The sequence below is a fragment of the Flagellimonas sp. genome (assembly GCF_965233845.1).
GTDB lineage: Bacteria > Bacteroidota > Bacteroidia > Flavobacteriales > Flavobacteriaceae > Flagellimonas.
Window position 1 is genome coordinate 521534 of sequence record NZ_OZ247584.1, and the last position, 24214, is coordinate 545747.

Genomic DNA, 24214 nt, shown 5'->3' on the forward strand with positions numbered 1-24214 from the left:
CAACAATATGTCTAAAGACATCCGGATTAAGAAAGGGTTGGACATCAACCTTGTCGGGGCAGCAGAACAGACTACTTCCAAAGCCGTTTTAAGCAACGTTTACGCCCTAAACCTAGATGATTTTCACGGAATAACCCCTAAAATGCATATCAAGCAAGGTACTGAGATCAAGGCAGGGGAACCTCTTTTCTATAACAAGAACAAGGAGGAAATGCAATTTGTCTCTCCTGTTAGCGGGGAATTGGTAGAAATTGTCCGTGGAGCAAGGAGAAGGATTTTGAGCCTAAAGATTTTGGCTGACAAAACCCAGGAATATATACAGCATAAACCGTTGGATTTGGCGGGTACCGATGCAGAAACTATCAAGGCATTTTTGTTGCAGTCAGGTGCTTGGCCTTTTGTGAAGCAGCGTCCGTATGATATCATTGCCGATCCAGATGCTACGCCCAAAGCCATTTTTATATCAGGATATACCACAGCGCCCTTAGCGGCAGAGGCAGATTATATTTTGAACGGTAAAGAGGAGCAGCTTCAAGCGGCCATTACCGCTTTAGGAAAATTGACTCCTGGAAAGATTCATGTTTCCGTAGGAAAATCAGGGAATTCCCCGTTGGCGCAATTGGATGGGGTAAGCGTTCATAAAATTTCTGGACCACACCCAGCAGGTCTTGTAGGGACGCAAATCAATAAGATTGATCCCATTAATAAAGGAGAAGTGGTTTGGACAGTATCCCCACAGGATTTGATCATCATTGGGGAATTGTTGTTGACCGGAAAATTCAATGCAGAACGAACCGTGGCATTGGCCGGTTCCATCATAAAGGCGCCTAAATACTACACCACCAAAATAGGAGCGGAGATTTCGACCTTCCTTTATGCAAGTGGGGTGAATCAAGATAAATTCAGGCTGATCAACGGAGATGTGTTGACGGGATCCAAAACCCATCCGGAAGGCCACCTTGGTTTTTACAACAACACCGTTACGGCCATTCCTGAAGGCGATGACTATGAATTCTTTGGATGGAACAAGCCCGTATTCAATAAAGTATCTACAACAAGGGCATTGACCTTCTCTTGGTTGCAGCCCAAAAAGAAATACGACCTCAATACCAATACCAATGGAGAGCATAGAGCTTTCGTGGTAACTGGGCAGTATGAGGAGGTTTTTCCAATGGACATATACCCCCTACAGCTTTTAAAAGCCTGTATGGTGAAGGATTTGGATGAAATGGAGCAATTGGGATTGTACGAGGTAGCCCCGGAAGATTTTGCCTTGACGGAGTTCATCTGTATCTCCAAACAACCACACCAGCAAATTATTAGGGAAGGATTGGATTTATTACATCAAGAAATCGGATAAAAATGGGATTGAAAGAAAAATTACATACGTTCAGAGTAAAGAATCAGGATAAAAAGTGGTTTCCTGTTTTTAGCGGATTTCACACGTTCTTGTTTACACCAAATGAAATCACACATCATGGAACCCATGTAAAAGGTGCGGACGACTTAAAACGTACCATGAATACGGTGGTGATGTCGCTTATCCCTTGTTTGATTTTTGGGATGTTCAATACGGGATACCAACATTACTTGGCCCTTGGTGAGATTGATGCCATTACAGGTGGTTTTTTTGGTTCCGGTTTTTGGACTTGGGACAACTTCATTTTGGGATTCTGGAAAATATTGCCCTTGGTTGTGGTCTCCTATGTAGTGGGACTTACCGTTGAATTCATTTTCTGCGTCATCAAAGGGCACGAAATTGAGGAAGGATATTTGGTTACCGGTATGTTGGTGCCATTGATCGTTCCTGTGGACTTACCCCTTTGGATGTTGGCCGTTGCCGTTGTTTTTGGGGTGGTCATTGGGAAAGAAGTTTTTGGAGGTACCGGAATGAATATTTTGAATCCAGCCTTGACCATAAGGGCTTTTTTGTTCTTTGCCTATCCAACCTGGATGAGTGGGGATAAGGTTTGGGTGCATGGTGCAGTTGATAGCGCTGGAACGGCCGATGCAATCTCTGGTGAGACTGTCCTGGGCTACTTGGCACAAGGGAATACGACCGATCTATCCCAGAAATACGATTTAGCGGATATGTTCTTCGGATTTATTCCTGGTTCGGTTGGTGAAACATCCACCTTGCTTATTCTTTTGGGCGGATTGTTCTTGGTATTCTCAAAAATAGCCTCTTGGAGGATTATGTTAAGTGCTGTTATAGGTTCCTTGGCAATGGGATTGATTTTCAATGGAATTGTTGCTGCGGAGTGGATTCCGGAATATAGCAAGTTCTATAGTTTGATGAGCTTTGAATACTGGCAACATCTGTTGGTGGGAGGTCTGGCCTTTGGTATTGTCTTTATGGCAACAGATCCGGTTACCGGTTCACAGACCAACAGGGGAAAATGGATCTATGGATTCCTCATTGGATTTATGTCCGTTATGATTCGGGTTTTCAACCCTGGATATCCAGAAGGCGTTTTCTTGGCCATCCTATTAATGAACGTATTTGCTCCTACCATTGATCACTATGTGGTAAGAGGAAACGTCAAGAGAAGATTGAAAAGATTGAAGAACGCAACCATTTATCCCAAAGTATCAGGAGAGGTTGAAGCATTAAAAACGGAAACAGTTTAATTATGGCAATCAATACAGAAAAAAACACCTATACTGTAATTTTTGCTGCCGTAATGGTGGTCATCGTGGGATCTCTGTTGGCATTTTTGGCCTCAGGTCTACGCCCTAGGATAGATGAGAACGAACGCTTTGAAAAGCAGCAGAACATCCTGTATGCCATGGGTGTTAACCAAAATGAAGGCGAAGGAAGCGTGAATTTCATTCCAACCAATGTCGTGGAAGAAGAATTTTCCAAATACATCAAACAACAATTGGTTGTAGTGGGTTCAGAGGCCAAAGAGAAGGAGGAATCCTATCTTATAGATATGAAGAAGCAGCTGAACATCATTAAAAATGGTGATGAGGCTGAATTACCCCTCTTCATTGGTGAAAAAGATGGAAAACAATATTACATCATCCCCATGTACGGTAAAGGACTTTGGGATGCCATTTGGGGCTTTATTTCCTTGGACGAAAACATGGTAGTGCAAGGTGTTGTTTTTGATCATAAGGGAGAAACACCTGGATTGGGGGCCAATATTAAGCTTCGCTATTTCATGGATGACTTTGTGGGTGAGTCTGTTTTGGACGGAAACCGATATGCGGGTATTTCCGTGGTCAAAGGAAACAACGATCCCCTGAACAATGATAAAGAGGACAATGAAGTGGATGCACTGGCCGGGGCTACGATTACAGGTAACGGCGTGACTGCGATGATCAAGGAAACCTTGAAATTGTACAAACCTTATTTAGAAACAATTAGAACCAAGTAATATGGCGCTACTTTCAAAAAAAGATGCAAATCTAATTTTAGACCCTTTGGCGGATAACAACCCCATCACCATCCAGGTATTGGGTATTTGTTCCGCATTGGCAATTACGGCAGAGTTGAAAGCGTCTGTGGTGATGGCCATCTCCGTACTGTTTGTACTGGGGGTAGGAAACGTGGTGATTTCCTTATTGCGAAATGTAATCCCTTCCAAAATCAGGATTATTGTCCAGTTGATTGTTGTGGCCACCTTGGTAATTGTAGTGGATCAGGTGCTGAAGGCCTTCGCTTATGAACTGAGCAAGACTTTGGCAGTATTTGTAGGATTGATTATCACCAACTGTATCATCATGGGGCGTTTTGAAGCCTTTGCCCTAGGTAACGGACCTTGGAAGTCTTTTTTGGATGGAATAGGAAATGCCTTGGGATACGGAGTAATTTTAATCATTGTTGGGTTTTTCCGCGAATTGTTGGGTTCAGGAACCCTATTTGGGATTCCGGTTTTGGGAGATCCCATTGCAAAAACCGGATTGTACGCCACAGGTTATGAAAACAACGGATTCATGATCATACCACCTGCAGCATTGATTGTGGTTGGGATTATTATCTGGGTACAACGCTCCAGAAACAAAGCATTAATTGAAGAAGCATAAATAGGATAGCATGTTAGAGCATTTAGAACTTTTTTTTAAGTCGATCTTCATAGATAATATGGTGTTTGCGGTCTTTTTGGGAATGTGTTCCTATTTGGCCGTATCCAAAAAAGTATCTACCGCGGTAGGATTGGGCGCAGCGGTCATCTTTGTATTGGCCGTAACGGTACCCTTGAACTGGCTGTTGGATCAATATTTGCTGCGGGATGGAGCACTGGTTTGGTTGGGCCCAGAGTATGCGGACTACAACTTGAGCTTTTTGTCATTCATCCTTTTTATTGCAACCATCGCTACCATGGTGCAATTGGTAGAGATAGTGGTTGAGAAATTTTCTCCATCCCTGTATAATTCCTTGGGTATTTTCTTGCCTTTGATTGCGGTAAACTGTGCCATTTTGGGAGGTTCCCTTTTCATGCAGGCCAGAGAGATTCCAAGTTTGGGATTGGCCTTCAATTACGGGGTTAGTTCTGGAATAGGTTGGTTCTTGGCTATTTTGGCCATTGCCGCTATCCGTGAGAAAATCAGATATTCCAATGTGCCTGCGCCGCTTCGAGGTCTGGGTATAACCTTTATCATTACAGGATTGATGGGTATTGGATTCCAAAGCTTTGGTGGCATGTTGACCGGGGATAATGAAGCTCCGGAACCAACAGAAAATACCACCGTTGAAAGTATTGAAGAAAAAGAAATTGAAAAAGAGATTGAAAACGAAGAAAAAGCAGTCTCTTATAATGACCTTGTAAACAAATAAAGATGATTTTAGCCACAAGCACAGGAGGTACCATTCTAATCACGGTTGTAGCATTTCTAATTTTATTGTTGCTTTTGGTGGCCCTTTTGCTGTTCACCAAAGAGAAATTGTCTCCCTCTGGACCGGTTACCATTACCATTAACGGAGAGAAGCAAATAGAAGTAGCTTCAGGAAGTTCATTGTTGACCACCTTGGGAAATCAAAAGGTATTTTTGCCATCTGCGTGTGGAGGTGGAGGTACCTGTATCCAATGTGAGTGCCATGTGCTTTCTGGTGGAGGTGAAGCCCTACCTACGGAAACACCTCATTTCTCTAAAAAGGAGTTGAACCATGGAGCTCGTTTGGCCTGTCAGGTGAAGGTGAAGCAGGATATGGAAATCACCATTCCCGAAGAAGTTTTTGGTATTAAGAAATGGCCGGCTAAAGTGGTACGTAACTACAACGTGGCTTCCTTTATCAAGGAGTTTGTGGTGGAGATTCCAGAAGATATGAATTACAAGGCAGGAGGGTACATCCAGATTGAGATTCCCCCTTGTGAGGTAAAATATGCCGATATTGACATAACGGCCCACCCAGAGGAGCACGAAACCCCGGATAAGTTCCAAAACGAATGGGATAAGTTTAATTTGTGGCCCTTGGTCATGAAAAACCCAGAAACCGTGGAGCGTGCCTATTCCATGGCCTCTTACCCAGCTGAGGGACGCGAGATCATGTTGAATGTGCGTATTGCAACACCGCCATGGGATCGTTCCAAAAACGGTTGGATGGATGTAAACCCTGGGGTGGCATCATCCTATATTTTCAACCTAAAACCAGGTGACCCCGTGACTATTTCAGGTCCATTTGGTGAGTTCTTCATCAATGAATCGGAAGCTGAGATGTTGTACGTGGGAGGTGGAGCTGGTATGGCACCAATGCGTTCCCACTTATACCACTTGTTCAAGACATTAAAAACCAATAGAAAGGTTACCTACTGGTATGGTGGTCGTTCCAAGAGAGAGCTTTTCTATATAGAGCATTTTAAGGATTTGGAGCGAAACTTCCCGAACTTTAAGTTCTATATGGCGCTTTCGGAACCTTTGGAAGAGGACAACTGGAAAGTCAAAAAAGATATCAATGATGAGGAAGGTGATGGTTTCGTTGGATTTATCCACAACTGTGTAATCGATAATTACCTGGATCATCATGATGCTCCAGAAGATATTGAATTGTATTTCTGTGGTCCCCCATTGATGAACAAAGCTGTTCAGAAAATGGGAGAGGATTTCGGAATCCCTGATGAGAACATTAGATTCGATGACTTCGGTGGATAATCACGTATAGAACAATAATGTCACCTCGAGCGCCCGCCTTACGAAGTTTCGCACGGAGGACAGGCAGTCGAGAGGTAAATAATAAACCAAACCGATGCGAAAGTGTCGGTTTTTTTATATGGGAGAACGGAGAACACTTACGGAACAGGAACTGCACAATTTGGCCATGAATATTGTAGGCAGGGAATTGGAGGCAGATGGGTTTGAATTTATGGCTATAAACAGCAAACCCAAGAAAAATCCGCAGTATGTATGTTTAAAGAACAAGATTCTGCATTTTATTGTGGTTCGCAACACGGAATACCCAAAGAACCCAAGGGAGTATGATCAGGAGTTGATGCGCAAAGTAAAAGATCAGGCCACAAAGTTTGAGGCCAGATGCTATTTTGCGGGAGTTGGCCTTTCCAATGCCACAAATCAAGAACTTCCAGTTTATCTAAATGAGGAATACATAGTAGATTATCAAGGTTTAATAGAGATTTGAGATGAAACAACTCGTTGTTGGAATTGGCATATTGTTTTTGGTTGGATGCACCCCAAAATCCTGGGTGAAAAATCAGACCTCGGGAGCCGCCTTGGGAACCTCTTATTCAATCCTCTATATATCGGGTGGGGAATTGGACTATCAAAAAGAAATTGACTCGGTTTTTCAGGTGTTGAATCGGTCCATGTCTACCTATATCCCGTCTTCGGACATTTCCAGAATTAATGAGGGCGATTCCACAATCATCGTGGATGAGATGTTTCAAGATGTTTTCAAAACATCCAGTGCTGTTCATAAAGCGTCTGATGGGTATTTTGATCCCACGGTTGGGGTGTTGGCCAATGCCTGGGGTTTTGGCCCAGGGGAACAAATGGATTTGGACAGTTTAAGGGTGGACAGCCTTCTGGCTTATGTGGGTTGGGAAAAGGTGCGGCTAAATAAGGATGGAACCATTTCCAAAATGCATCCTTCCATCCGCTTTGATTTCAACGCGGTGGCCAAAGGATATGCCATAGACCGTTTAGGAGCATTGCTTGATGCAAAGGGAATCGAAAACTATTTGGTTGAAGTTGGGGGAGAAGTACTGACCAAGGGAATCAATGTGATTTCCGGTAAAAAATGGTCTGTAGGTATTGATGATCCCCAAGTAGAGGTGGGGCGGCAACTGAAGTTGATCGTTTCATTGGAAAATAAGGCCATGGCCTCCTCGGGAAATTACCGCAAATTCCGGGTAGATCCCGAAACTGGTGAAAAGTATGTCCATACCATTGATCCAAAAACCGGATTTACCAAAAATTCTAGTGTGTTGGCGGCAAGCGTGGTGGCTAATAATTGCGCAGAAGCGGATGCCTATGCTACCGCTTTTATGGCCATGGACCTGACGGACACAAAAAAGCTTTTGGAAACAGAGGACGATTTGGAAGCCTATATCATCTATTTGGATGGCAATGGGGAAACCAAGGAATTTATGACTCCTGGATTTAGTGAATTGATAAGAAATTAAGTCTTCCTTACAAAGGGAACAATTTCCCCTTTGGCAAGTCTATATCTTTCAATTTCTTCTGGAGTATAATCTTGGGTCAAATCAACTTCTTCCACCTTAAAACCAATTTTTCGAAGTTTATCAAAATAATCCCTTCCGTAGATGCGGACATGATCGTACTGACCAAAAATCTTGGCACGTTCTTTTTTATCCGTTATGGAATTGTCTTCAAAAGTATGTTCCCTGCCTAAATCCTGCGGAATTTGAAAAACTCCCCAACCTCCTGGCTTCAAAACGCGGTACAGTTCCTGCATGGCTTTGGTGTCGTCAGGAATATGTTCGAGCACATGATTGCAAAGAATAACGTCAAAACTGTCGTTTTCAAACGGGAGCTTGCAGATATCGGCTTTTACATCCGCCAAAGGAGAATTTAAATCGGTGGTCGTGTAAGTGATGTTCGTAAGCTTTTTAAACCGTTTATAAAAAGCTTGTTCAGGAGCAAAATGCAACAGGCTCAGATCTTTGCTAAAAAAGTCCGTGCGGTTTTTCAAAAATAACCATAACAGGCGATGACGTTCCAAGGAAAGGGTAGAGGGGGAGAGCACATTTTCCCGCGGACTCTCGTAACCATAGGGTAGAAATTTCCTGAAACTTGTGCCATCAATGGGATCCGTATAGGTGCTTCCTCTTAAAAAAAATGCGATAAGTGGTCGCACCCAATAGCTCAGTTTAATAAGCCATGGTCTTGGGATGAGGTTAAGAAAAAACTTAAATATTTTAGACAATGGTAGCTTTATTTATCGAACCTTCAGGCAGGTAAAACCATCGGTGTAAATTCGTGGAATTCGTGTCAAACTTAATGCTATTGGACACGAATTCCGCAAATTTACACGAATAATTAAAGGATAACTCTTCGATAGACTAAACTATCTTCTCCAAAGTTGGCTAACAAACCAAGTTTCATTTTTGAAACGGCCAAATAATTCAAGGTTTGTTTAATGTGACTTTTTGCTAGGGTCTGAATGGCTTTGAGTTCCAGAATAATCTTCCCGTCCAAAACAAAATCTGCATAGTAACAATGCTTAAGCCTTTTTCCCTTGTAATCAATATGGAATTTCATTTCCCTTTGATACGGCACCCCGTTTTCTTGGAGTTCTACTTCCAAAGCTTCGGCATAAACGGCCTCACTAAATCCTTTGCCCAGTTCATTATGAACGTCCATACAAAGTCCGATAATGAAATAAGATTCTTGTTTATATAATACCTCTGTCATATCAATACCAGTTTATTGATTTTAACGAGGTTGATTTTTATGGAATGGGGAAGGTGTTTAAACCAACCCTTTTTTTATAGCACGAGGTTCTGATGTCTGAATTCCTCCTCCTCACTACTCTCAATTCCCAACGCTTTGTAGATGTATTGAAAAGTAGATAAAAGCTCAGGTTTACCATCCACTAAAGCCACATCATGCTCAAAGTGGGCGCTAGGCTTTCCATCTGCGGTCAAGATGGTCCAGCCGTCCTGTAATTGTTTTATTCTTCGGGTACCCATATTGATCATCGGTTCAATGGCCACGACCATCCCGTTGGTAAATTTCTTGCCCCTTCCACGTTTGCCATAGTTGGGCATTTGGGGGTCTTCGTGAAGCTCTGTGCCCAACCCATGTCCTACCAGTTCCCGTACCACACCGTAACCATGATTTTCACAGTACTTCTGAATAGCAAAGCCAACATCACCAACCCGGTTGCCCTCTTTAAATTCCCGGATTCCAACATATAGGGACTCCTTGGTAACCTTCAGTAGTTTTTTGGTAGCCTCGGCAACCTCTCCCACTTCAAAGGTGTAGGCATGATCGCCATAATACCCATTTTTAAGGGCACCACAATCCACAGATATAACATCCCCTTCTTTTAGGGGTTCGTTGTTAGGAATACCATGAACCACTTGGGCATTTGGGCTCCAATTCAAGGTGTTGGGAAAGTCGTACATCCCTAAAAAACCTGGTTCTGCGCCTTGTTCCCTAATAAACTCTTCGGCCATTTTATCCAAAGCCAAAGGATTGGCTCCAGGTTTGATTTCCGAGGCCAGCATGCCCAAAGTTCTGGAAACGACCAATGCGCTCTCGCGCATCAACTCAATTTCCTCTGCAGTCTTAATTTTTACCATGGGTGCAAAGATAATCGGAAATCAATAAACACAAGGGTTTTACGTCCTTAGCGCATAAAAAAGAGGATTTATACCAGAGAATTCTGGGTCATTAGCTCCGGTTTTGGGATACCCAATAGGTGCAAGATGGTAGGTGCAATATCACCCAGCACTCCATCTTTGATGGACGTAATATCCGAATCGACCAAAATTAATGGTACGGGATTGGTCGTATGGGCTGTGTTTGGACTGCCATCTGGATTGATCATGGTATCGCAGTTTCCGTGATCCGCAATAACGATGGAAGAATACCCGTTTTCCAGACCTGCGGTTACCACATCCCTTGCACATTCATCCACCGTTTCGCAGGCTTTTATCGCAGCTTCCATGATTCCTGTATGACCAACCATATCTGGATTGGCAAAGTTGAGACAAACAAAATCCGCTTCCCCCTTTTTCAGTTCAGGAATTATGGCATCCCTAATATCAAAGGCACTCATCTCAGGTTGAAGATCGTAAGTGGCCACTTTCGGGGATGGGCATAAAATTCTGTTTTCGCCATCAAAAGGTTCTTCACGGCCACCATTAAAAAAGAAAGTTACATGGGGATACTTTTCGGTCTCGGCAATTCGAATCTGTTTTTTACCGTTATTGGCCAGTACCTCTCCAAGGGTATCCTTAATATTTTCCTTGTCGTACACTACATGGATTCCCTGGAACGAATCATCATAATTGGTAAGGGTTACATAGTGCAGGTTCAATTTGTGCATGTTGTGTTCATGAAAATCCTGCTGGCTTAGAACTTGCGTAAGTTCACGTCCTCTATCCGTCCTAAAATTGAAAAACACAATAACGTCCCCTTCCGATATTTGAGCCACGGGCTTGCTATTGGAATCGGTCAAAACCAACGGCTTAATGAATTCATCGGTAACGCCTTCATCATAACTTTTTTGCATGGCCGCAGAAATGTCCTGGACTTTTTCTCCTTCATTGTTGACCATAACGTCATAAGCCAACTTTACCCGCTCCCATCTTTTATCCCGATCCATGGCATAGTACCTTCCGGTAACGGTAGCCAAGTCAGTGTTTTTATCCGAACAAAACTGATGAAGATCTTCTAGAAATCCTTTACCACTTTTGGGGTCAACATCCCTTCCATCCATAAATGCATGGATGTAGGAGTTGGCAACTCCACTTTCATCCGCAGCATTGACCAAGGCCTTTAAATGGTCAATATGACTATGTACCCCTCCATCACTGACCAAACCAAGAAAGTGTACTGGTTTGTTGTTGGATTTGGCATAGGAAAAGGCAGTTTGCAACACTTCCTCGTTCTTTAGGGTGTCCTCTGCCACGGCCTTGTTGATCTTGGCCAGATCTTGATAGACAATCCGCCCCGCACCCAAATTCATGTGCCCTACTTCGCTATTGCCCATTTGTCCTTCAGGTAATCCCACATTCATGCCATCCGTAAGCAAATTGGAGTTTGGATATTGGGTGTAAAGCGAATCTATAAATGGAGTGTTGGCCTGTTCAATGGCCGAAACTTTGGGGTCTGGAGATTTTCCCCATCCGTCCAAAATCATTAGGATTACCTTCTTGTTCATGCTGTTGGATTAAGCTTCAAAAATAGCATGAAAGCACTGGATACCCTAGTGTTTGTTAAGATTTCTAACTGAGGATTTGTTAATTATTTATGTTAAAAAAAAGGCTGTTGTTAAAGTTTAGTTATTTAAGTGTTAATGCTGTAACATTTGATTCCATATAGAGTCTACTTTTATATTAATCATTTCATTAATCAAAAATTATTCATCATGAAAAAAGCAATCCTAAGCGTAGCCGCGGCCTGTATGGTCATGGTTGCAGGTGTTAATGCCAACGAAAATTCCGCAATGGTTGAAGACCATTTGAACAGCACTGTGATTACAGCTGAAATCAACTCTTTTTGTAAGGCCATTGTAAAAGGGGATGTGGAAACGGTAAAGAAACTTATCGAATTGGGGGAGGACGTAAATCAGAAGTCATTGGGAATGGCACCCATCCATTTTGCCGCTCGTTACAATCAAACTGAAATTCTTGAAGTGCTTATTGCCAATGGAGCCAACCTTAGAAAGAAGTGCGATAAAGGATACACGGCAAAAAAATATGCAGAACTTTCCAATGCCGTGGAAGCATTGCGTGTTCTGAAAGATGCTATGAAGAAATAAAAGAGAGGGGTTTATTCATCCAAAAAAAGGCCCGTCCAACTGGACGGGCCTTTTTGCTCATTTACTTATAGTGTTCTTGTAAAAGAGAAAGTTCTTAAAAATCAAAGCCGGTCAATACTCTAAACATGAATGCGTATAGAGCCATTGACAACAAAATGGCGCAAAAAATCGCGTAGCCTTTTAAAAATAATACCAGATAACTAGGCTTACAGTCATCGAAAGCTTCAAAATAAAGCTGCTTAAAATGCAATAGTGTTCCCATATGTCCTCTCGTTTAATAGCACAAATGGGTTAAAGTAAAGCATGTTTGATTTGGGTACTACAAAGGTATTCAAATCTTGGAAACACCCATTTTTAATCGACAAATGAGGTAAATCTATCGACCTGAATACTTTTTTATGGCTTCTTTAATCTTTTCAATCCGGTTTTCTGGATCTGGATGGGTACTTTGAAATTCAGGAACGCGGTTGGGACCAGCAGCAGCTTTCAAGATTTCCATGACCCTGATCATCTCATAAGGGTCATATCCAGCCTGAATCATAAACATTACACCCAACTCATCACTTTCCAACTCATCGCCCCTGCCGTTTTTCAGTAGTGTATTCTGCCCAATGCTTCCAACAATGCTGCCCATATCTGCCCCAACATTGGCTCCCATAGTGAGGGTCTGCCAAAAACTGCTTTCGGCAATTCGCTCAGCGGAATGCCTTCCTATTACGTGGGCGATTTCATGACCCAATACACCTGCCAGTTGGGCTTCGTTTAACTGGGAGAACAAAGCGTAGGTGATAAAGCACTGGCCCCCAGGCAGGGCAAATGCATTAATAGTACGGTCATCCGCCAACAAATGAAAATCGTATTTATAAGGAGTTTCCCGGGCATAACTATTGTTTACCAGTTTTTGGCCAACAGCGTCAACCAAGGCTTGCATCCTTTGGTCCGGATAAAGCCCACCGTGTTGTTGGGCCATTTCGGGTGCACTCTGAAGACCAATCGCAATTTCCTGGTCCGGGGTCATGTTTATGTTCTGTACCCTTCCGGTATAGGGATTTTCCTGTTTGTTATTACAACGCTGGATAAAGGCAAAGGCAACAATGGCCAATCCTATAAAGATTCGGATTTTCCAACTTCCTCTTCTCATGGTGTTAGTGTTCTAGATAAATGAAATTACAAAAAATAGCTTACAAAAGCTCCGGGTTGATTCCCAATATGTTATCCTGAATATAACTTCTCAAGAATCCGGTAGTAAAATAATCACAGCCCAATAAATCCTGACTTAGCAGTATCCTTATTATGTTGATTTTTCTATAGGCCGCCAGCATAGGAATTGAAATTGGTGCATAGCTGTAATGCCAAGGCTCGTACTTAAATCCGGGTCTTTTGGGTTCATCGGTGTACACCAGATAGAAACCAAACTCCTCGGAATTTTCATCCAGCCAAAGTTTAAGCCCTTCAAATGGCCCGCCTTTCTCAAATTTTTGAGGAACCAGAACATCTCCTGAAGACTTCACGTTGCCATCAATAATGTCTATATCGGTACCCCAATGGTGCCTACTGGTTCCAGGGATTGTGGAATACTCAATGATTTTATTGATAGCATCCAAAGGTTGCATACCGTCATCTTCTGTGTAGCGAAGAAATTTCCGTTCCCAAATGCTTTCCTGCCTAAAATAATCCCGATAACTGGAAACCATTTGAATATCAAATCCCGCTTTAAGGGCGGCTTTTTTCATGGCAACGAACGCATGATAGGCCTCTTCCCTTAAATTAATGCCTTTACCATAAAGATCTATGTCTGCTTTTCCAATCAATTCATCAAGGGAATAATCCGAATCGGAGTGAACGGGAATCATTGGAGGTAGGGCGCATGCCAAGCTTGTTATGGAAGCCTTTTTTATAAATGTCCTTCGCTTCATGGATGTGATTTGTTGACCAAGTTAAGAAGTATTTTTAAGCCGGAATATGTCAGAATTCCGTTTTGCAAGTTTGTTATTGGGAAATATAGAGGTAACCTTGATATTTCTCTCTGGTATCTGTTACAGTAAGGATATAGAAGTAAACTCCTGCGGAAAGCCCTGAGGCTTTGCTAATTACTCCGTTCCGATTTGATTTGCCGTTAAATTCGTTGGTGTAGTTCAATTTGGAATATACCAACACACCGTAACGGTTATAGATGTTGAGTACATTATTGGGAACATTTTCAATACCGTCAATCAAAAGAAAATCGTTAACCCCATCATCATTTGGGGTCATAAAGTAATTGTCAAGTTCTAGAACCGTAAAAGGTTCCAAAAGATCATCTGTTCCGCCTAGTGTAATAATTTCGTAGTCGTTGGGCACAAAAGTCTCTGAAGAAATACTTCCTGTTTGCATATTACCGGACACCGTAGTATTGCCCAATCGTTCCCATTGGTTGGATGTTTTGTTCCATCCCACCACCAGTAAACTCTCAACCGTTTGGGCCAAAAGTTCCACGGCACTATTGGTATCCCAGGTAAGGGTGACTACGGAAGGCTGATCACCTTCCAATCGCCAAAATTCCAAGGTGCTGACTTGAAGGTCTTCAGTAGCTTTGCTATCTGTTGGGAATTGTTGGGACAATGAAACTGAATCATTGGGGTCTTCAGGATAATAAGCGCATTTGGCCAAAGTGTTGGCTGTACTTGAAGACAGGGTCAAATATCGAAAAAACTCCCCGTCCCCGACAGGAAAAGTTATGATTTCCTTATTTGTTGCGCCGGCATAGCCATTGATATGTGCCAAATTACCAGATCCCATATAAAAGGAATTATCGATAAAATTCAGATAGCTTGCAGAGTTGGATTTGGAGGTTAAAACATCTCCCACCACAAAATTGACATTTCCTGTTACACCTAGCCAAGTCTCCAACAGCAACCCATTGTCTGCAACAATTTCTATGTCCTGGAAAATCGGACTGCTTGAGCCGGAAACGGTCAGCAAGTTTCCGCTATAAAACCCAGTAAGTCCTGTATTGTTATCAAAAGCGCCATCGTTGATTACATCCAAATGAAAACCGACCGACGAGGTTCCGTGAAACTGAATATTGCCGAAATTATGAAAGGCCGTCTGTCCCCAAAAAAGGGTCGGAACTGCCATTAGGGAGCTCAAAAGTAATTGTTTTATATGTGGACTTAGGATGATCATGGATTATCTAAATGCTTGAAAGATGACAACGATTCCATCAGCAAAACTGTCTGTGTTTAAGGTGAATCCGTCTGTGTTAAAACTGGTGACCGTTGCTGATGTGATCCCAAGATTGTTTCCGTTCTGATTACTGTATCTAAGACCAATGCTATGGGTGTTGGATGCGTATCTTGAAATATCGTTTATTGAATTCCCACTTCCTCCAATGTAGATGACCTGTTCTGAGATGGAACCGCCATCGTTTCTTGCAAAACCATTCATGGAACCGTAGGCGTTGGCAATACCACTGTTATTGTTTCCTACGCCGTTGTCAGTGTTTAAATTGAAACTTTCCACATTGGCATGGGCCGAAAAGGTGATACTGGAAGGCTCAAACGGAATTCCCGTAATAGTTTGGTTGCCCAATCCCGAAATTTGGAAGGCACCCACATAGGTATTGGCCACGTTTGGAACTTCCACCCAGGCCGAATTGCTGTAAAAATGCATGCTGCTCGTTGTGGTGTTATAGACCATGGAGCCCTCCACTGGATTGGAAATACTGTTCATCTCCAATGTGGTCACATTATGTATGGCTACCAAGTCCCCGGCAGTAGGTGTTTGTGCACATAGACCCAATAGTGAAAAGAATAATATAGTGGTAAAAATGCCTCTCATTGTTCTTCTTTTATAGGTCTAGAATGGTAAACATAAATTCCGAATTGAACCTGTTTCTATCTGTACCCCCGTTGTCATTATCCCCTACAATTACTTCAAAGCTGGAACTGGTCTGTGCCCGATACGAAATACCGGGGTCGTCATTTCCAGATCCATCCCGACTTGGCTGTGCCAATTGAATAATATAGTTGGCGTCACTTACAAGTCCTGAAGGTAGGTTGACTCTGTAATATCCATTACCTGCGAGTTTGGTTACTGTAATTCCTGTTGTTGCCCGGGTGACGCTTCCATTGGCGGCAATTTTCCCAAATGCTTTAATGGGACTTTCATAGTAAGCACCACCATTGGCTCCTACGGTTATACTATTGTCCGTCTCCGCTCCAACCACATTGGCTGTTTGGTTCGCCGTAGCTTCGTTGGTATATGTGATAACACCGGTTGTTGTGTTTTGGGAAAGCGTGGTAACGGTGTCATCATCCCCATCCGCAATATCCGCGGGTATGTTGGCTAAGGATGACCAATCTCCGTCAAAATCGTCCGTGACATCGGTGTCCAGATTGGGGAACTCGTTGTTGACGGCCGTTGCCACCTGTGCATCGGTCAGCTGCGTATCGTTGTCGATGTCGTCGGCAAACCCGGCGGGCACGTTGTTGAGGGATGCCCATTCCCCGTCAAAGTCGTCGGTGGAGTCCGTGTCCAAGTTGGCCGGTACATTGGTCAAATCATTGAAATCCCCAGAAAAGTCATCTGTCACATCGGTATCGAGGTTGGGGAACTCATTGTTGACGGCCGTTGCCACCTGCGCATCGGTGAGCTGTGTATCGTTGTCGATGTCGTCGGCAAAACCGGCGGGCACGTTGTTGAGTGAGGCCCACTCCCCGTCAAAGTCATCGGTGGAGTCCGTGTCCAGATTAGCGGGCACGTCCGTAAGGTCGTTGAAGCTGCCTGAAAAGTCATCCGTCACATCTATGTCCAGATTGGGGAACTCGTTGTTGACGGCGGTTGCCACCTGCGCATCGGTCAGCTGCGTATCGTTGTCAATGTCGTCGGCAAATCCTGCGGGCACGTTGTTGAGCGAACCCCAGTCCCCATCAAAGTCGTCGGTGGAGTCGGTGTCGAGATTAGCGGGCACATTGGTCAAATCATTGAAATCCCCAGAAAAGTCATCCGTCACATCTGTGTCCAGATTGGGGAACTCGTTGTTCACTGCCGTTGCCACCTGCGCATCGGTCAGTTGTGTGTCGTTGTCGATGTCATCGGCAAAGCCAGCGGGCACGTTGCTGAGCGAGGACCACTCCCCGTCAAAGTCGTCCGTGGAGTCCGTATCGAGGTTCGCGGGCACATTGGTCAAATCATTGAAATCCCCTGAAAAGTCATCCGTGACATCGGTATCAAGGTTGGGGAACTCGTTGTTGACGGCCGTTGCCACCTGTGCATCTGTGAGCTGTGTATCGTTGTCGATGTCGTCGGCAAAGCCGGCGGGCATGTTGTTGAGGGAACTCCATTCCCTGTCAAAGTCGTCTGTTGAGTCCGTATCAAGGTTCGCGGGCACATCCGTAAGGTCGTTGAAACTTCCACTGAAATCGTCGGTGGAATCGGTGTCCAGGTTGGGGAACTCGTTGTTGACGGCCGTTGCCACCTGTGCATCTGTGAGCTGTGTATCGTTGTCGATGTCGTCGGCAAAGCCTGCGGGCACGTTGTTGAGGGAACTCCATTCCCCGTCAAAGTCGTCGGTGGAGTCGGTGTCCAGGTTGGCCGGTACGTCCGTAAGATCGTTGAAGCTGCCACTGAAATCATCCGTGGAGTCCGTATCGAGGTTGGCCGGCACATTGGTCAAATCATTAAAATCCCCTGAAAAGTCATCGGTCACATCGGTGTCCAGGTTGGGGAACTCGTTGTTGACCGCCGTTGCCACCTGTGCATCTGTGAGCTGTGTATCGTTGTCGATGTCATCGGCAAAGCCAGCGGGCACGTTGCTGAGCGAGGACCACTCCCCGTCAAAGTCGTCCGTGGAGTCCGTATCGAGGTTCGCGGGCACGTCCGTAAGGTCGTTGAAACTTCCACTGAAATCGTCCGTCACATCGGTATCCAGGTTTGGGAACTCGTTGTTGACGGCCGTTGCCACCTGTGCATCGGTCAGCTGTGTATCGTTGTCGATGTCATCGGCAAAGCCAGCGGGCACGTTGCTGAGCGAGGACCACTCCCCGTCAAAGTCGTCCGTGGAGTCCGTATCGAGGTTCGCGGGCACATCCGTAAGGTCGTTAAAACTTCCACTGAAGTCATCCGTTGAGTCCGTGTCGAGATTGGCGGGCACATCGGTAAGGTCATTGAAGCTGCCTGAAAAGTCATCGGTCACATCGGTGTCCAGGTTGGGGAACTCGTTGTTGACGGCCGTTGCCACCTGTGCATCGGTCAGCTGTGTATCGTTGTCGATGTCATCGGCAAAGCCAGTGGGTACGTTGTTGAGGGACGCCCACTCCCCGTCAAAGTCGTCTGTGGAATCAGTGTCCAGGTTCGCGGGCACATTGGTCAAATCATTAAAATCCCCTGAAAAGTCATCCGTGACATCGGTGTCCAGGTTGGGGAACTCGTTGTTGACGGCCGTTGCCACCTGTGCATCGGTCAGCTGTGTATCGTTGTCTATGTCGTCGGCAAATCCGGCGGGCACGTTGTTGAGGGAACTCCATTCCCCGTCAAAGTCGTCTGTGGAATCAGTGTCCAGGTTCGCGGGCACATTGGTCAAATCATTAAAATCCCCTGAAAAGTCATCTGTCGCGTCGGTGTCCAGGTTGGGGAACTCGTTGTTGACGGCGGTTGCCACCTGTGCATCGGTCAGCTGGGTATCGTTGTCCACATTATCGGCAAAGCCGGCGGGCACGTTGTTGAGGGATGCCCATTCCCCGTCAAAGTCGTCGGTGGAGTCCGTGTCCAGGTTCGCGGGCACATCGGTCAAATCGTTGAAATCCCCTGAAAAATCATCGGTTACATCGGTATCCAGGTTGGGAAACTCGTTGTTGACGGCCGTTGCCACCTGTGCATCGGTCAGCTGGGTATCGTTGTCGATGTCGTCGGCAAAGCCTGCGGGCACATTATTGAGTGAGGCCCATTCCCCGTCAAAGTCGTCTGTTGAGTCCGTGTCCAGGTTCGCGGGCACGTCCGTAAGGTCGTTGAAGCTGCCTGAAAAGTCATCGGTCACATCGGTGTCCAGATTGGGGAACTCGTTGTTGACGGCCGTTGCCACCTGTGCATCGGTCAGCTGTGTATCGTTGTCGATGTCGTCGGCAAATCCGGCGGGCACGTTGTTGAGCGAGGCCCATTCCCCGTCAAAGTCATCGGTGGAGTCCGTGTCCAGGTTCGCGGGCACGTCGGTAAGGTCGTTGAAGCTGCCACTGAAATCATCTGTTGAGTCCGTGTCCAGGTTGGCCGGTACGTCCGTAAGGTCGTTGAAACTTCCACTGAAGTCATCCGTTGAGTCCGTGTCGAGGTTGGGAAACTCGTTGTTGACGGCCGTTGCCACCTGAGCATCGGTCAGCTGTGTATCGTTGTCGATGTCGTCGGCAAAGCCTGCGGGCACGTTGTTGAGGGATGCCCATTCCCCGTCAAAATCGTCCGTGGAGTCCGTATCAAGGTTCGCCGGAACGTCCGTAAGGTCGTTGAAGCTGCCTGAAAAGTCATCGGTCACATCGGTGTCCAGGTTGGGGAACTCGTTGTTGACGGCAGTTGCCACCTGTGCATCGGTCAGCTGTGTGTCGTTGTCGATGTCATCGGCAAAGCCGGCGGGCACGTTGTTGAGGGAACTCCATTCCCCGTCAAAGTCGTCGGTGGAGTCCGTGTCCAGGTTGGCCGGTACGTCCGTAAGATCGTTGAAGCTGCCACTGAAATCATCGGTGGAGTCCGTGTCCAGGTTCGCGGGCACGTCGGTAAGGTCGTTGAAACTTCCACTGAAATCGTCCGTCACATCGGTGTCCAGGTTGGGGAACTCGTTGTTGACTGCCGTTGCCACCTGAGCATCGGTCAGCTGTGTATCGTTGTCGATGTCGTCGGCAAATCCGGCGGGGACATTGTTGAGCGAGGCCCACTCCCCGTCAAAGTCGTCGGTGGAGTCCGTATCAAGGTTCGCGGGCACATCCGTAAGGTCGTTGAAGCTGCCTGAAAAATCATCGGTCGAATCCGTATCATAACCACTAAGGTCAATTGTGGTGGTATCAGGATCGTTGGTTAATGAAATTACACCTGCATTAAATTGCAAATCTTGAATTTCATTTTGACTATCTGCATCCGCATCGTCAACATTGATTGCTATGGTGTTTCCGTTAGCAATGCCAATATTTCCTGGATTTCCATCGGTATTTAGGTTTTGGCTATCTGTATTTGCTGCATTGATAACTGTTTGTGCCCCGGATTCGTTGGTAAATGTATATGTCCCATCCAAGTTGTCAACTAAAGTGGTAATGGTTTCAGGTGCTCCATTGAATGTAAGATCATTTCCAAGACCATCTGACAGCGTAATGGTTCCATCTCCGTTGTCAACAAAAGAAAAACCTGTGGTATTGGATGAATTGCAAAGGTTTATCCACTGCCCACCATTGAAATAATGGACGCAGGAGGTGTCTATGTTATAAACTACGGCACCGTTTAGCGGAGTAATGCTTTGCATTTGGGCCGAGGTCAACCTAGTAAGTACCAGAGCCTTGTCGCTGCTCTCCAGTTCCATGATGGATGCCGGATGTATTGCATTGGGGTTATCTCCCACCTTGACTTGGCCGAATGCGATGATAGAAAAAAACAGGGCAAAAAAGGGTAAACTTCTTCTCAATTCCATTACAACTTGTTTGATAGCGCGCTAAAAATAAGGTCGGCGGTAGAGAAGAACCACAAAATGTTGTGTATGTGGATAAGATTGTTGTAAATGGGAATTGAATGGACAATCCTTTAAAAGATAGCTTGTTACGCTAGGTAATGTGAAGTATAATTCTTACAGGCTAGCGGTCCAAAAACAAAAAGCCTTGGTATTCCAACCCTAAATCATCCAAAGTGACCAAATAGAAGTAAACACCTTCGGGAAGCCCAATATTCTGGCTTAGATAAAAATTTCCGGTATTGGATTCTCCTATGAATTCGTCTACGTAGTTGATTTTTTCATACACCTTCTGTCCAAACCGATTGAAAATTCTAAGGCTATTGTTTGGGGATTCAGACATATTGTCCAGCACAAGAAATTCGTTGATGCCATCCCCATTTGGACTTAGGAAATAATTGCCCAAAGTAGGATTGTTCACGGCAAATGTATCTGTAGGTAATGGAATGGTCCCGAAGGTAATGGCTCCAAAATCGTTAGGATTAAAGACTTCGGAGGTGATAAAACCGTTTGTAATATCACCGCCTTTAGCTGCATTTCCGATGACAACCCATCGATTTGACGCTATACTCCAGCCCACCACAATAATGGACTCAAAACTGGCATTGGGAATGGAAGCCAAATCACTGCGTGCGTTCCAACTAATGGTTACCGATGCGGGGACGCCACTGTTGAGAATCCAGAATTCTTGATCGGTCACGGTTCCAATTTCCGGTACTTTGCTGTTTACATCAAAGGTGGATGTAAGAGATGTTGGACTGGAAGGGTTTTCAAACAAGTAAGCACACCGTGCCAAAGGTGTACTGCCTTGCGAATTGAGAGTCAGTGGTCGTAATTGGTTTTCATCACCAATCGGAAAAGAGAAAAAATCCCTGTTATTTATGGCGGCAAAGCCGGTTATTTTTGCACCACCCCGTTCCCCAGTAAAAAAACCGTTCTGCATAAAATTGAGATAAACGGTTTGGTCATTCAAGGGTGAGTCTACATTGCCGTCCACAAAATTGGTGTTGTTTTGTACATGCACCGGGATTCTTAGCATGACATTACTGGGAACAAAAAACTCCGCATCCCAAAAACTTGGGGCCACATTGCCAGAAACCTCAATAGAGCTGTTTCCATAGAAACCGGCCAAACCTATATGTTGGTCAAAGGAAGCATTGTTGATAAAATTAGTATGAAATCCGATGCTGCCATTAGAGTGTATCTTGATATCGCCTCCATTATATAGGGCGTTTTGGGCTTGTATAAGACCAGAAAATAGCAGAACGAATAAGAAACTAAAATATCTCAAAATTTAGAAGCTTAAGACTGTGAAATACCAATCGGAATCTGCAGCTACTCCTGTTGCATCATAAATCTGCACGTTAAACGATGCTGCTCCATGATTTGTGACCTGTATTGTTCTTACGTTTCCCACCGTGCTGTTTACAGAAAGTTGAACTACATAATCGGTTGGTGTACTAGAAAGGTTTATGGTATATGAACCTCCAGTATTGTTTACAAAAGTTGCACCTGTCAAACTAGTGGTGACTCCACTAGCAATTCTTCCCATAGCAATGACAGGGTTAAGGACCGAAACCTGAAAGTCCTGACCGATCTGGGCCACGTTGATTCCCGCTCCCGCGGAGACTGTCTGGTTCTCGTTGTTTGGGTCGCTGTCTGCATCGTTCAGGGAAGCCACGTCCACTGTAAGGTTGGGATACGTTCCCCCGATTGTTACGTTGCCGCTTCCCCCGTCAGCCAGCGTTACCGTCTGGTCCGGAGCCGAGTTGGTCACCTGGAAGTCCTGACCGACCTGGGCCACGTTGATTCCCGTTCCCGCGGAGACTGTCTGGTTCTCGTTGTTTGGGTCGCTGTCTGCATCGTTCAGGGAAGCCACGTCCACTGTAAGGTTGGGATACGTTCCCCCGATTGTTACGTTGCCGCTTCCCCCGTCAGCCAGCGTTACCGTCTGGTCCGGAGCCGAGTTGGTCACCTGGAAGTCCTGACCGACCTGGGCCACGTTGATTCCCGCTCCCGCGGAGACTGTCTGGTTCTCGTTGTTTGGGTCGCTGTCTGCATCGTTCAGGGAAGCCACGTCCACTGTAAGGTTGGGATACGTTCCCCCGATTGTTACGTTGCCGCTTCCCCCGTCAGCCAGCGTTACCGTCTGGTCCGGAGCCGAGTTGGTCACCTGGAAGTCCTGACCGACCTGGGCCACGTTGATTCCCGTTCCCGCGGAGACTGTCTGGTTCTCGTTGTTTGGGTCGCTGTCTGCATCGTTCAGGGAAGCCACGTCCACTGTAAGGTTGGGATACGTTCCCCCGATTGTTACGTTGCCGCTTCCCCCGTCAGCCAGCGTTACCGTCTGGTCCGGAGCCGAGTTGGTCACCTGGAAGTCCTGACCGACCTGGGCCACGTTGATTCCCGCTCCCGCGGAGACTGTCTGGTTCTCGTTGTTACTATCAGTATCCCCATCAGCAGCATTGGAAGCAGTTATTTCGGCATCAACATAGGCCATGGTAGCTGCATCTTGCGCTACCGTAGGGTCTTGTAAGTTATTGATTTGAAAACCTCCCATGCTTACATTGGCCGTTGCCGGTCCAAAACCACTGAGTGGAATATTTGCTTTGTCCAGTTTCGCATCTGTCACATTGCCATCAATTATTTCATTCGTCCCGACCGCATTATTGGCCATTTTATCATTGGTAACGGCATCGGTGGCCAAATCCAAATTGCTTACTTGACCATCTGCAATTTTTAACGAGTTAACCGCATTATCGGCAAGCTCTACAGTGTTGATTCCTCCCGCATTAACGTCCAACAGAAATGGGTTTAAGGCATCCCCTGTTCCAGACAGCACCAAGGTTGCATCAGCCGGTCCTGTAACTTCGTTTCCAACCACACCGTCCACTTCGGTAACGGTCAAGGCCGACTCATCCACCAAAATCCATTGTGTTCCGCTCCATTGCAACAACTCGCCAGTTGTGGTTCCAGGCCCTAACTTATCAAAAGAAATGGCTTCTGCTGCTATTCTATCTCCAGTAATGGATTGTGGCTGAATGTGAAGTTGTCCATTTACAGAGGTTGGAACAATATTCTCGCCTCGGATCATGCCTACTTCAAAATTGAAATTGGTACCATCCTCCGTGATTACAATGGTAGGGTTTGCATTTACAATGGGGTCCGTGGAAAAAGTCTGCTCGTCTGGCTGGTCGCAGGGATTGATCCATTGTGTTCCGTCGAAGAAATGCACGCACTCGGTATCCACGTTGTAAACCATGGCGCCTTGCAATGGGGTTATGCTTTCCATTTGGACCGTATTCATACGGGTAATGACCAAGACCCTGGAGGTACTTTCCAATTCCAGAACGGACGCCGGATGCAAAACTTCAGGGTTTTCCCCAATTTTGATTTGGGCTTGTAGCGAACAGATCATCAGTAGTCCAATGATCAAACTTGAAAATTGTTTTTTCACGGTGTCTGAGGGTTGAGGATATTTAGACTTAATGGGCAAAACTAGGCCTATGATCCGAGAATTCTAATAATTACCGTCAAAATACCTTAGTTCAAAGGTGAACGGATAAGTAATACCACAGAATTTTTAGGAGAATTAACAAAAGTTTAGAACAGGGATATTTTTT

The 24214-nt window shown here is 45.3% G+C and carries 21 protein-coding genes; 9 read left to right on the forward strand and 12 right to left on the reverse strand.

The genetic code is table 11. The annotated features are described in order from the left end of the window. The first annotated feature begins 7 nt into the window (after window positions 1-7). The 8 genes from ACO6S0_RS02345 (at window position 8) to ACO6S0_RS02380 (ending at window position 7583) form a co-directional block, all read left to right on the forward strand. On the forward strand, window positions 8-1360 hold the full coding sequence (locus ACO6S0_RS02345; protein ID WP_422350434.1) for a Na(+)-translocating NADH-quinone reductase subunit A: 1353 nt from the start codon (window positions 8-10) through the stop codon (window positions 1358-1360). Between the two features lie 2 nt (window positions 1361-1362). Next, entirely contained in the window at window positions 1363-2631 is a 1269-nt protein-coding gene (locus tag ACO6S0_RS02350; protein WP_422350435.1) for an NADH:ubiquinone reductase (Na(+)-transporting) subunit B, read from the forward strand. Between the two features lie 2 nt (window positions 2632-2633). Continuing rightward, the gene (locus tag ACO6S0_RS02355) at window positions 2634-3383 is read left to right on the forward strand and encodes a Na(+)-translocating NADH-quinone reductase subunit C (RefSeq protein WP_422350436.1); all 750 of its coding nucleotides are present in this window, start codon (window positions 2634-2636) and stop codon (window positions 3381-3383) included. A 1-nt stretch (window position 3384) separates the two neighbouring features. After that, the gene (locus ACO6S0_RS02360; protein WP_422350437.1) at window positions 3385-4032 is read left to right on the forward strand and encodes an NADH:ubiquinone reductase (Na(+)-transporting) subunit D; all 648 of its coding nucleotides are present in this window, start codon (window positions 3385-3387) and stop codon (window positions 4030-4032) included. Between the two features lie 10 nt (window positions 4033-4042). Beyond that, window positions 4043-4783, forward strand: a complete 741-nt coding sequence (gene nqrE / locus ACO6S0_RS02365; RefSeq protein ID WP_422350438.1) for an NADH:ubiquinone reductase (Na(+)-transporting) subunit E — start codon at window positions 4043-4045, stop codon at window positions 4781-4783. A 2-nt stretch (window positions 4784-4785) separates the two neighbouring features. Next, window positions 4786-6096: an NADH:ubiquinone reductase (Na(+)-transporting) subunit F gene (nqrF, locus tag ACO6S0_RS02370; protein WP_420398886.1), complete on the forward strand. Its 1311-nt coding sequence runs from the start codon at window positions 4786-4788 to the stop codon at window positions 6094-6096. A gap of 94 nt (window positions 6097-6190) precedes the next feature. After that, a complete protein-coding gene (locus ACO6S0_RS02375) occupies window positions 6191-6580 on the forward strand; it encodes a Na(+)-translocating NADH-quinone reductase subunit F (RefSeq protein ID WP_422350439.1) in 390 nt (129 codons plus the stop codon). 1 nt (window position 6581) lies between these two features. Then, complete coding sequence (locus ACO6S0_RS02380; RefSeq protein ID WP_422350440.1) at window positions 6582-7583, forward strand: FAD:protein FMN transferase; 1002 nt, start codon at window positions 6582-6584, stop codon at window positions 7581-7583. Here the strand turns inward: ACO6S0_RS02380 and ACO6S0_RS02385 are convergent. The 4 genes from ACO6S0_RS02385 to gpmI all read right to left on the reverse strand — a co-directional run bounded on the left by ACO6S0_RS02385 (window position 7580) and on the right by gpmI (window position 11314). Further along, the gene (locus ACO6S0_RS02385; protein ID WP_422350441.1) at window positions 7580-8347 is read right to left on the reverse strand and encodes a class I SAM-dependent methyltransferase; all 768 of its coding nucleotides are present in this window, start codon (window positions 8345-8347) and stop codon (window positions 7580-7582) included. The genes ACO6S0_RS02380 and ACO6S0_RS02385 overlap by 4 nt on opposite strands. A gap of 113 nt (window positions 8348-8460) precedes the next feature. Then, complete coding sequence (locus ACO6S0_RS02390) at window positions 8461-8835, reverse strand: GxxExxY protein (protein ID WP_422350442.1); 375 nt, start codon at window positions 8833-8835, stop codon at window positions 8461-8463. Between the two features lie 74 nt (window positions 8836-8909). Further along, entirely contained in the window at window positions 8910-9728 is an 819-nt protein-coding gene (map, locus tag ACO6S0_RS02395) for a type I methionyl aminopeptidase (RefSeq protein ID WP_422350443.1), read from the reverse strand. 68 nt (window positions 9729-9796) lie between these two features. Beyond that, window positions 9797-11314 (reverse strand): 2,3-bisphosphoglycerate-independent phosphoglycerate mutase, encoded by a 1518-nt coding sequence (gene gpmI, locus ACO6S0_RS02400; RefSeq protein ID WP_422350444.1) that lies wholly within the window; start codon window positions 11312-11314, stop codon window positions 9797-9799. A gap of 207 nt (window positions 11315-11521) precedes the next feature. On the opposite strand from gpmI, the gene ACO6S0_RS02405 reads away from it, so the two are divergent. Next, a complete protein-coding gene (locus ACO6S0_RS02405) occupies window positions 11522-11914 on the forward strand; it encodes an ankyrin repeat domain-containing protein (protein WP_422350445.1) in 393 nt (130 codons plus the stop codon). Window positions 11915-12008: 94 nt separating this feature from the next. On the opposite strand, the gene ACO6S0_RS02410 is transcribed toward ACO6S0_RS02405, so the two are convergent. The 8 genes from ACO6S0_RS02410 to ACO6S0_RS02445 all read right to left on the reverse strand — a co-directional run bounded on the left by ACO6S0_RS02410 (window position 12009) and on the right by ACO6S0_RS02445 (window position 24048). After that, entirely contained in the window at window positions 12009-12176 is a 168-nt protein-coding gene (locus ACO6S0_RS02410) for a DUF6747 family protein (RefSeq protein ID WP_313790998.1), read from the reverse strand. A gap of 114 nt (window positions 12177-12290) precedes the next feature. Continuing rightward, window positions 12291-13055 (reverse strand): M48 family metalloprotease, encoded by a 765-nt coding sequence (locus tag ACO6S0_RS02415; RefSeq protein ID WP_422350446.1) that lies wholly within the window; start codon window positions 13053-13055, stop codon window positions 12291-12293. A gap of 40 nt (window positions 13056-13095) precedes the next feature. Continuing rightward, window positions 13096-13830, reverse strand: coding sequence for a M15 family metallopeptidase (locus ACO6S0_RS02420; protein ID WP_422350447.1), 735 nt, complete (start codon window positions 13828-13830; stop codon window positions 13096-13098). A 73-nt stretch (window positions 13831-13903) separates the two neighbouring features. Next, window positions 13904-15043, reverse strand: coding sequence for a gliding motility-associated C-terminal domain-containing protein (locus ACO6S0_RS02425; protein ID WP_422350448.1), 1140 nt, complete (start codon window positions 15041-15043; stop codon window positions 13904-13906). A gap of 39 nt (window positions 15044-15082) precedes the next feature. Beyond that, window positions 15083-15733 (reverse strand): hypothetical protein, encoded by a 651-nt coding sequence (locus ACO6S0_RS02430; protein ID WP_422350449.1) that lies wholly within the window; start codon window positions 15731-15733, stop codon window positions 15083-15085. 10 nt (window positions 15734-15743) lie between these two features. Then, on the reverse strand, window positions 15744-20555 hold the full coding sequence (locus tag ACO6S0_RS02435) for a beta strand repeat-containing protein (RefSeq protein ID WP_422350450.1): 4812 nt from the start codon (window positions 20553-20555) through the stop codon (window positions 15744-15746). Between the two features lie 160 nt (window positions 20556-20715). Next, window positions 20716-21882, reverse strand: a complete 1167-nt coding sequence (locus tag ACO6S0_RS02440; protein ID WP_422350451.1) for a gliding motility-associated C-terminal domain-containing protein — start codon at window positions 21880-21882, stop codon at window positions 20716-20718. Between the two features lie 3 nt (window positions 21883-21885). Further along, window positions 21886-24048, reverse strand: a complete 2163-nt coding sequence (locus ACO6S0_RS02445; protein WP_422350452.1) for a beta strand repeat-containing protein — start codon at window positions 24046-24048, stop codon at window positions 21886-21888. Window positions 24049-24214: the final 166 nt, after the last annotated feature.

What these genes read in the sequence shown, in the direction of transcription:
- ACO6S0_RS02380 (WP_422350440.1), top strand. Translation starts at nt 6,582, where the DNA reads ATGAAACAACTCGTTGTTGGAATTGGCATATTGTTTTTGGTTGGATGC.
- ACO6S0_RS02410 (WP_313790998.1), bottom strand. Translation starts at nt 12,176, where the DNA reads ATGGGAACACTATTGCATTTTAAGCAGCTTTATTTTGAAGCTTTCGAT.
- ACO6S0_RS02415 (WP_422350446.1), bottom strand. Translation starts at nt 13,055, where the DNA reads ATGAGAAGAGGAAGTTGGAAAATCCGAATCTTTATAGGATTGGCCATT.
- ACO6S0_RS02350 (WP_422350435.1), top strand. Translation starts at nt 1,363, where the DNA reads ATGGGATTGAAAGAAAAATTACATACGTTCAGAGTAAAGAATCAGGAT.
- ACO6S0_RS02375 (WP_422350439.1), top strand. Translation starts at nt 6,191, where the DNA reads ATGCGAAAGTGTCGGTTTTTTTATATGGGAGAACGGAGAACACTTACG.
- ACO6S0_RS02390 (WP_422350442.1), bottom strand. Translation starts at nt 8,835, where the DNA reads ATGACAGAGGTATTATATAAACAAGAATCTTATTTCATTATCGGACTT.
- ACO6S0_RS02345 (WP_422350434.1), top strand. Translation starts at nt 8, where the DNA reads ATGTCTAAAGACATCCGGATTAAGAAAGGGTTGGACATCAACCTTGTC.
- map (WP_422350443.1), bottom strand. Translation starts at nt 9,728, where the DNA reads ATGGTAAAAATTAAGACTGCAGAGGAAATTGAGTTGATGCGCGAGAGC.
- ACO6S0_RS02430 (WP_422350449.1), bottom strand. Translation starts at nt 15,733, where the DNA reads ATGAGAGGCATTTTTACCACTATATTATTCTTTTCACTATTGGGTCTA.
- ACO6S0_RS02360 (WP_422350437.1), top strand. Translation starts at nt 3,385, where the DNA reads ATGGCGCTACTTTCAAAAAAAGATGCAAATCTAATTTTAGACCCTTTG.
- ACO6S0_RS02435 (WP_422350450.1), bottom strand. Translation starts at nt 20,555, where the DNA reads ATGGAATTGAGAAGAAGTTTACCCTTTTTTGCCCTGTTTTTTTCTATC.
- gpmI (WP_422350444.1), bottom strand. Translation starts at nt 11,314, where the DNA reads ATGAACAAGAAGGTAATCCTAATGATTTTGGACGGATGGGGAAAATCT.
- nqrF (WP_420398886.1), top strand. Translation starts at nt 4,786, where the DNA reads ATGATTTTAGCCACAAGCACAGGAGGTACCATTCTAATCACGGTTGTA.
- ACO6S0_RS02420 (WP_422350447.1), bottom strand. Translation starts at nt 13,830, where the DNA reads ATGAAGCGAAGGACATTTATAAAAAAGGCTTCCATAACAAGCTTGGCA.
- ACO6S0_RS02405 (WP_422350445.1), top strand. Translation starts at nt 11,522, where the DNA reads ATGAAAAAAGCAATCCTAAGCGTAGCCGCGGCCTGTATGGTCATGGTT.
- nqrE (WP_422350438.1), top strand. Translation starts at nt 4,043, where the DNA reads ATGTTAGAGCATTTAGAACTTTTTTTTAAGTCGATCTTCATAGATAAT.
- ACO6S0_RS02355 (WP_422350436.1), top strand. Translation starts at nt 2,634, where the DNA reads ATGGCAATCAATACAGAAAAAAACACCTATACTGTAATTTTTGCTGCC.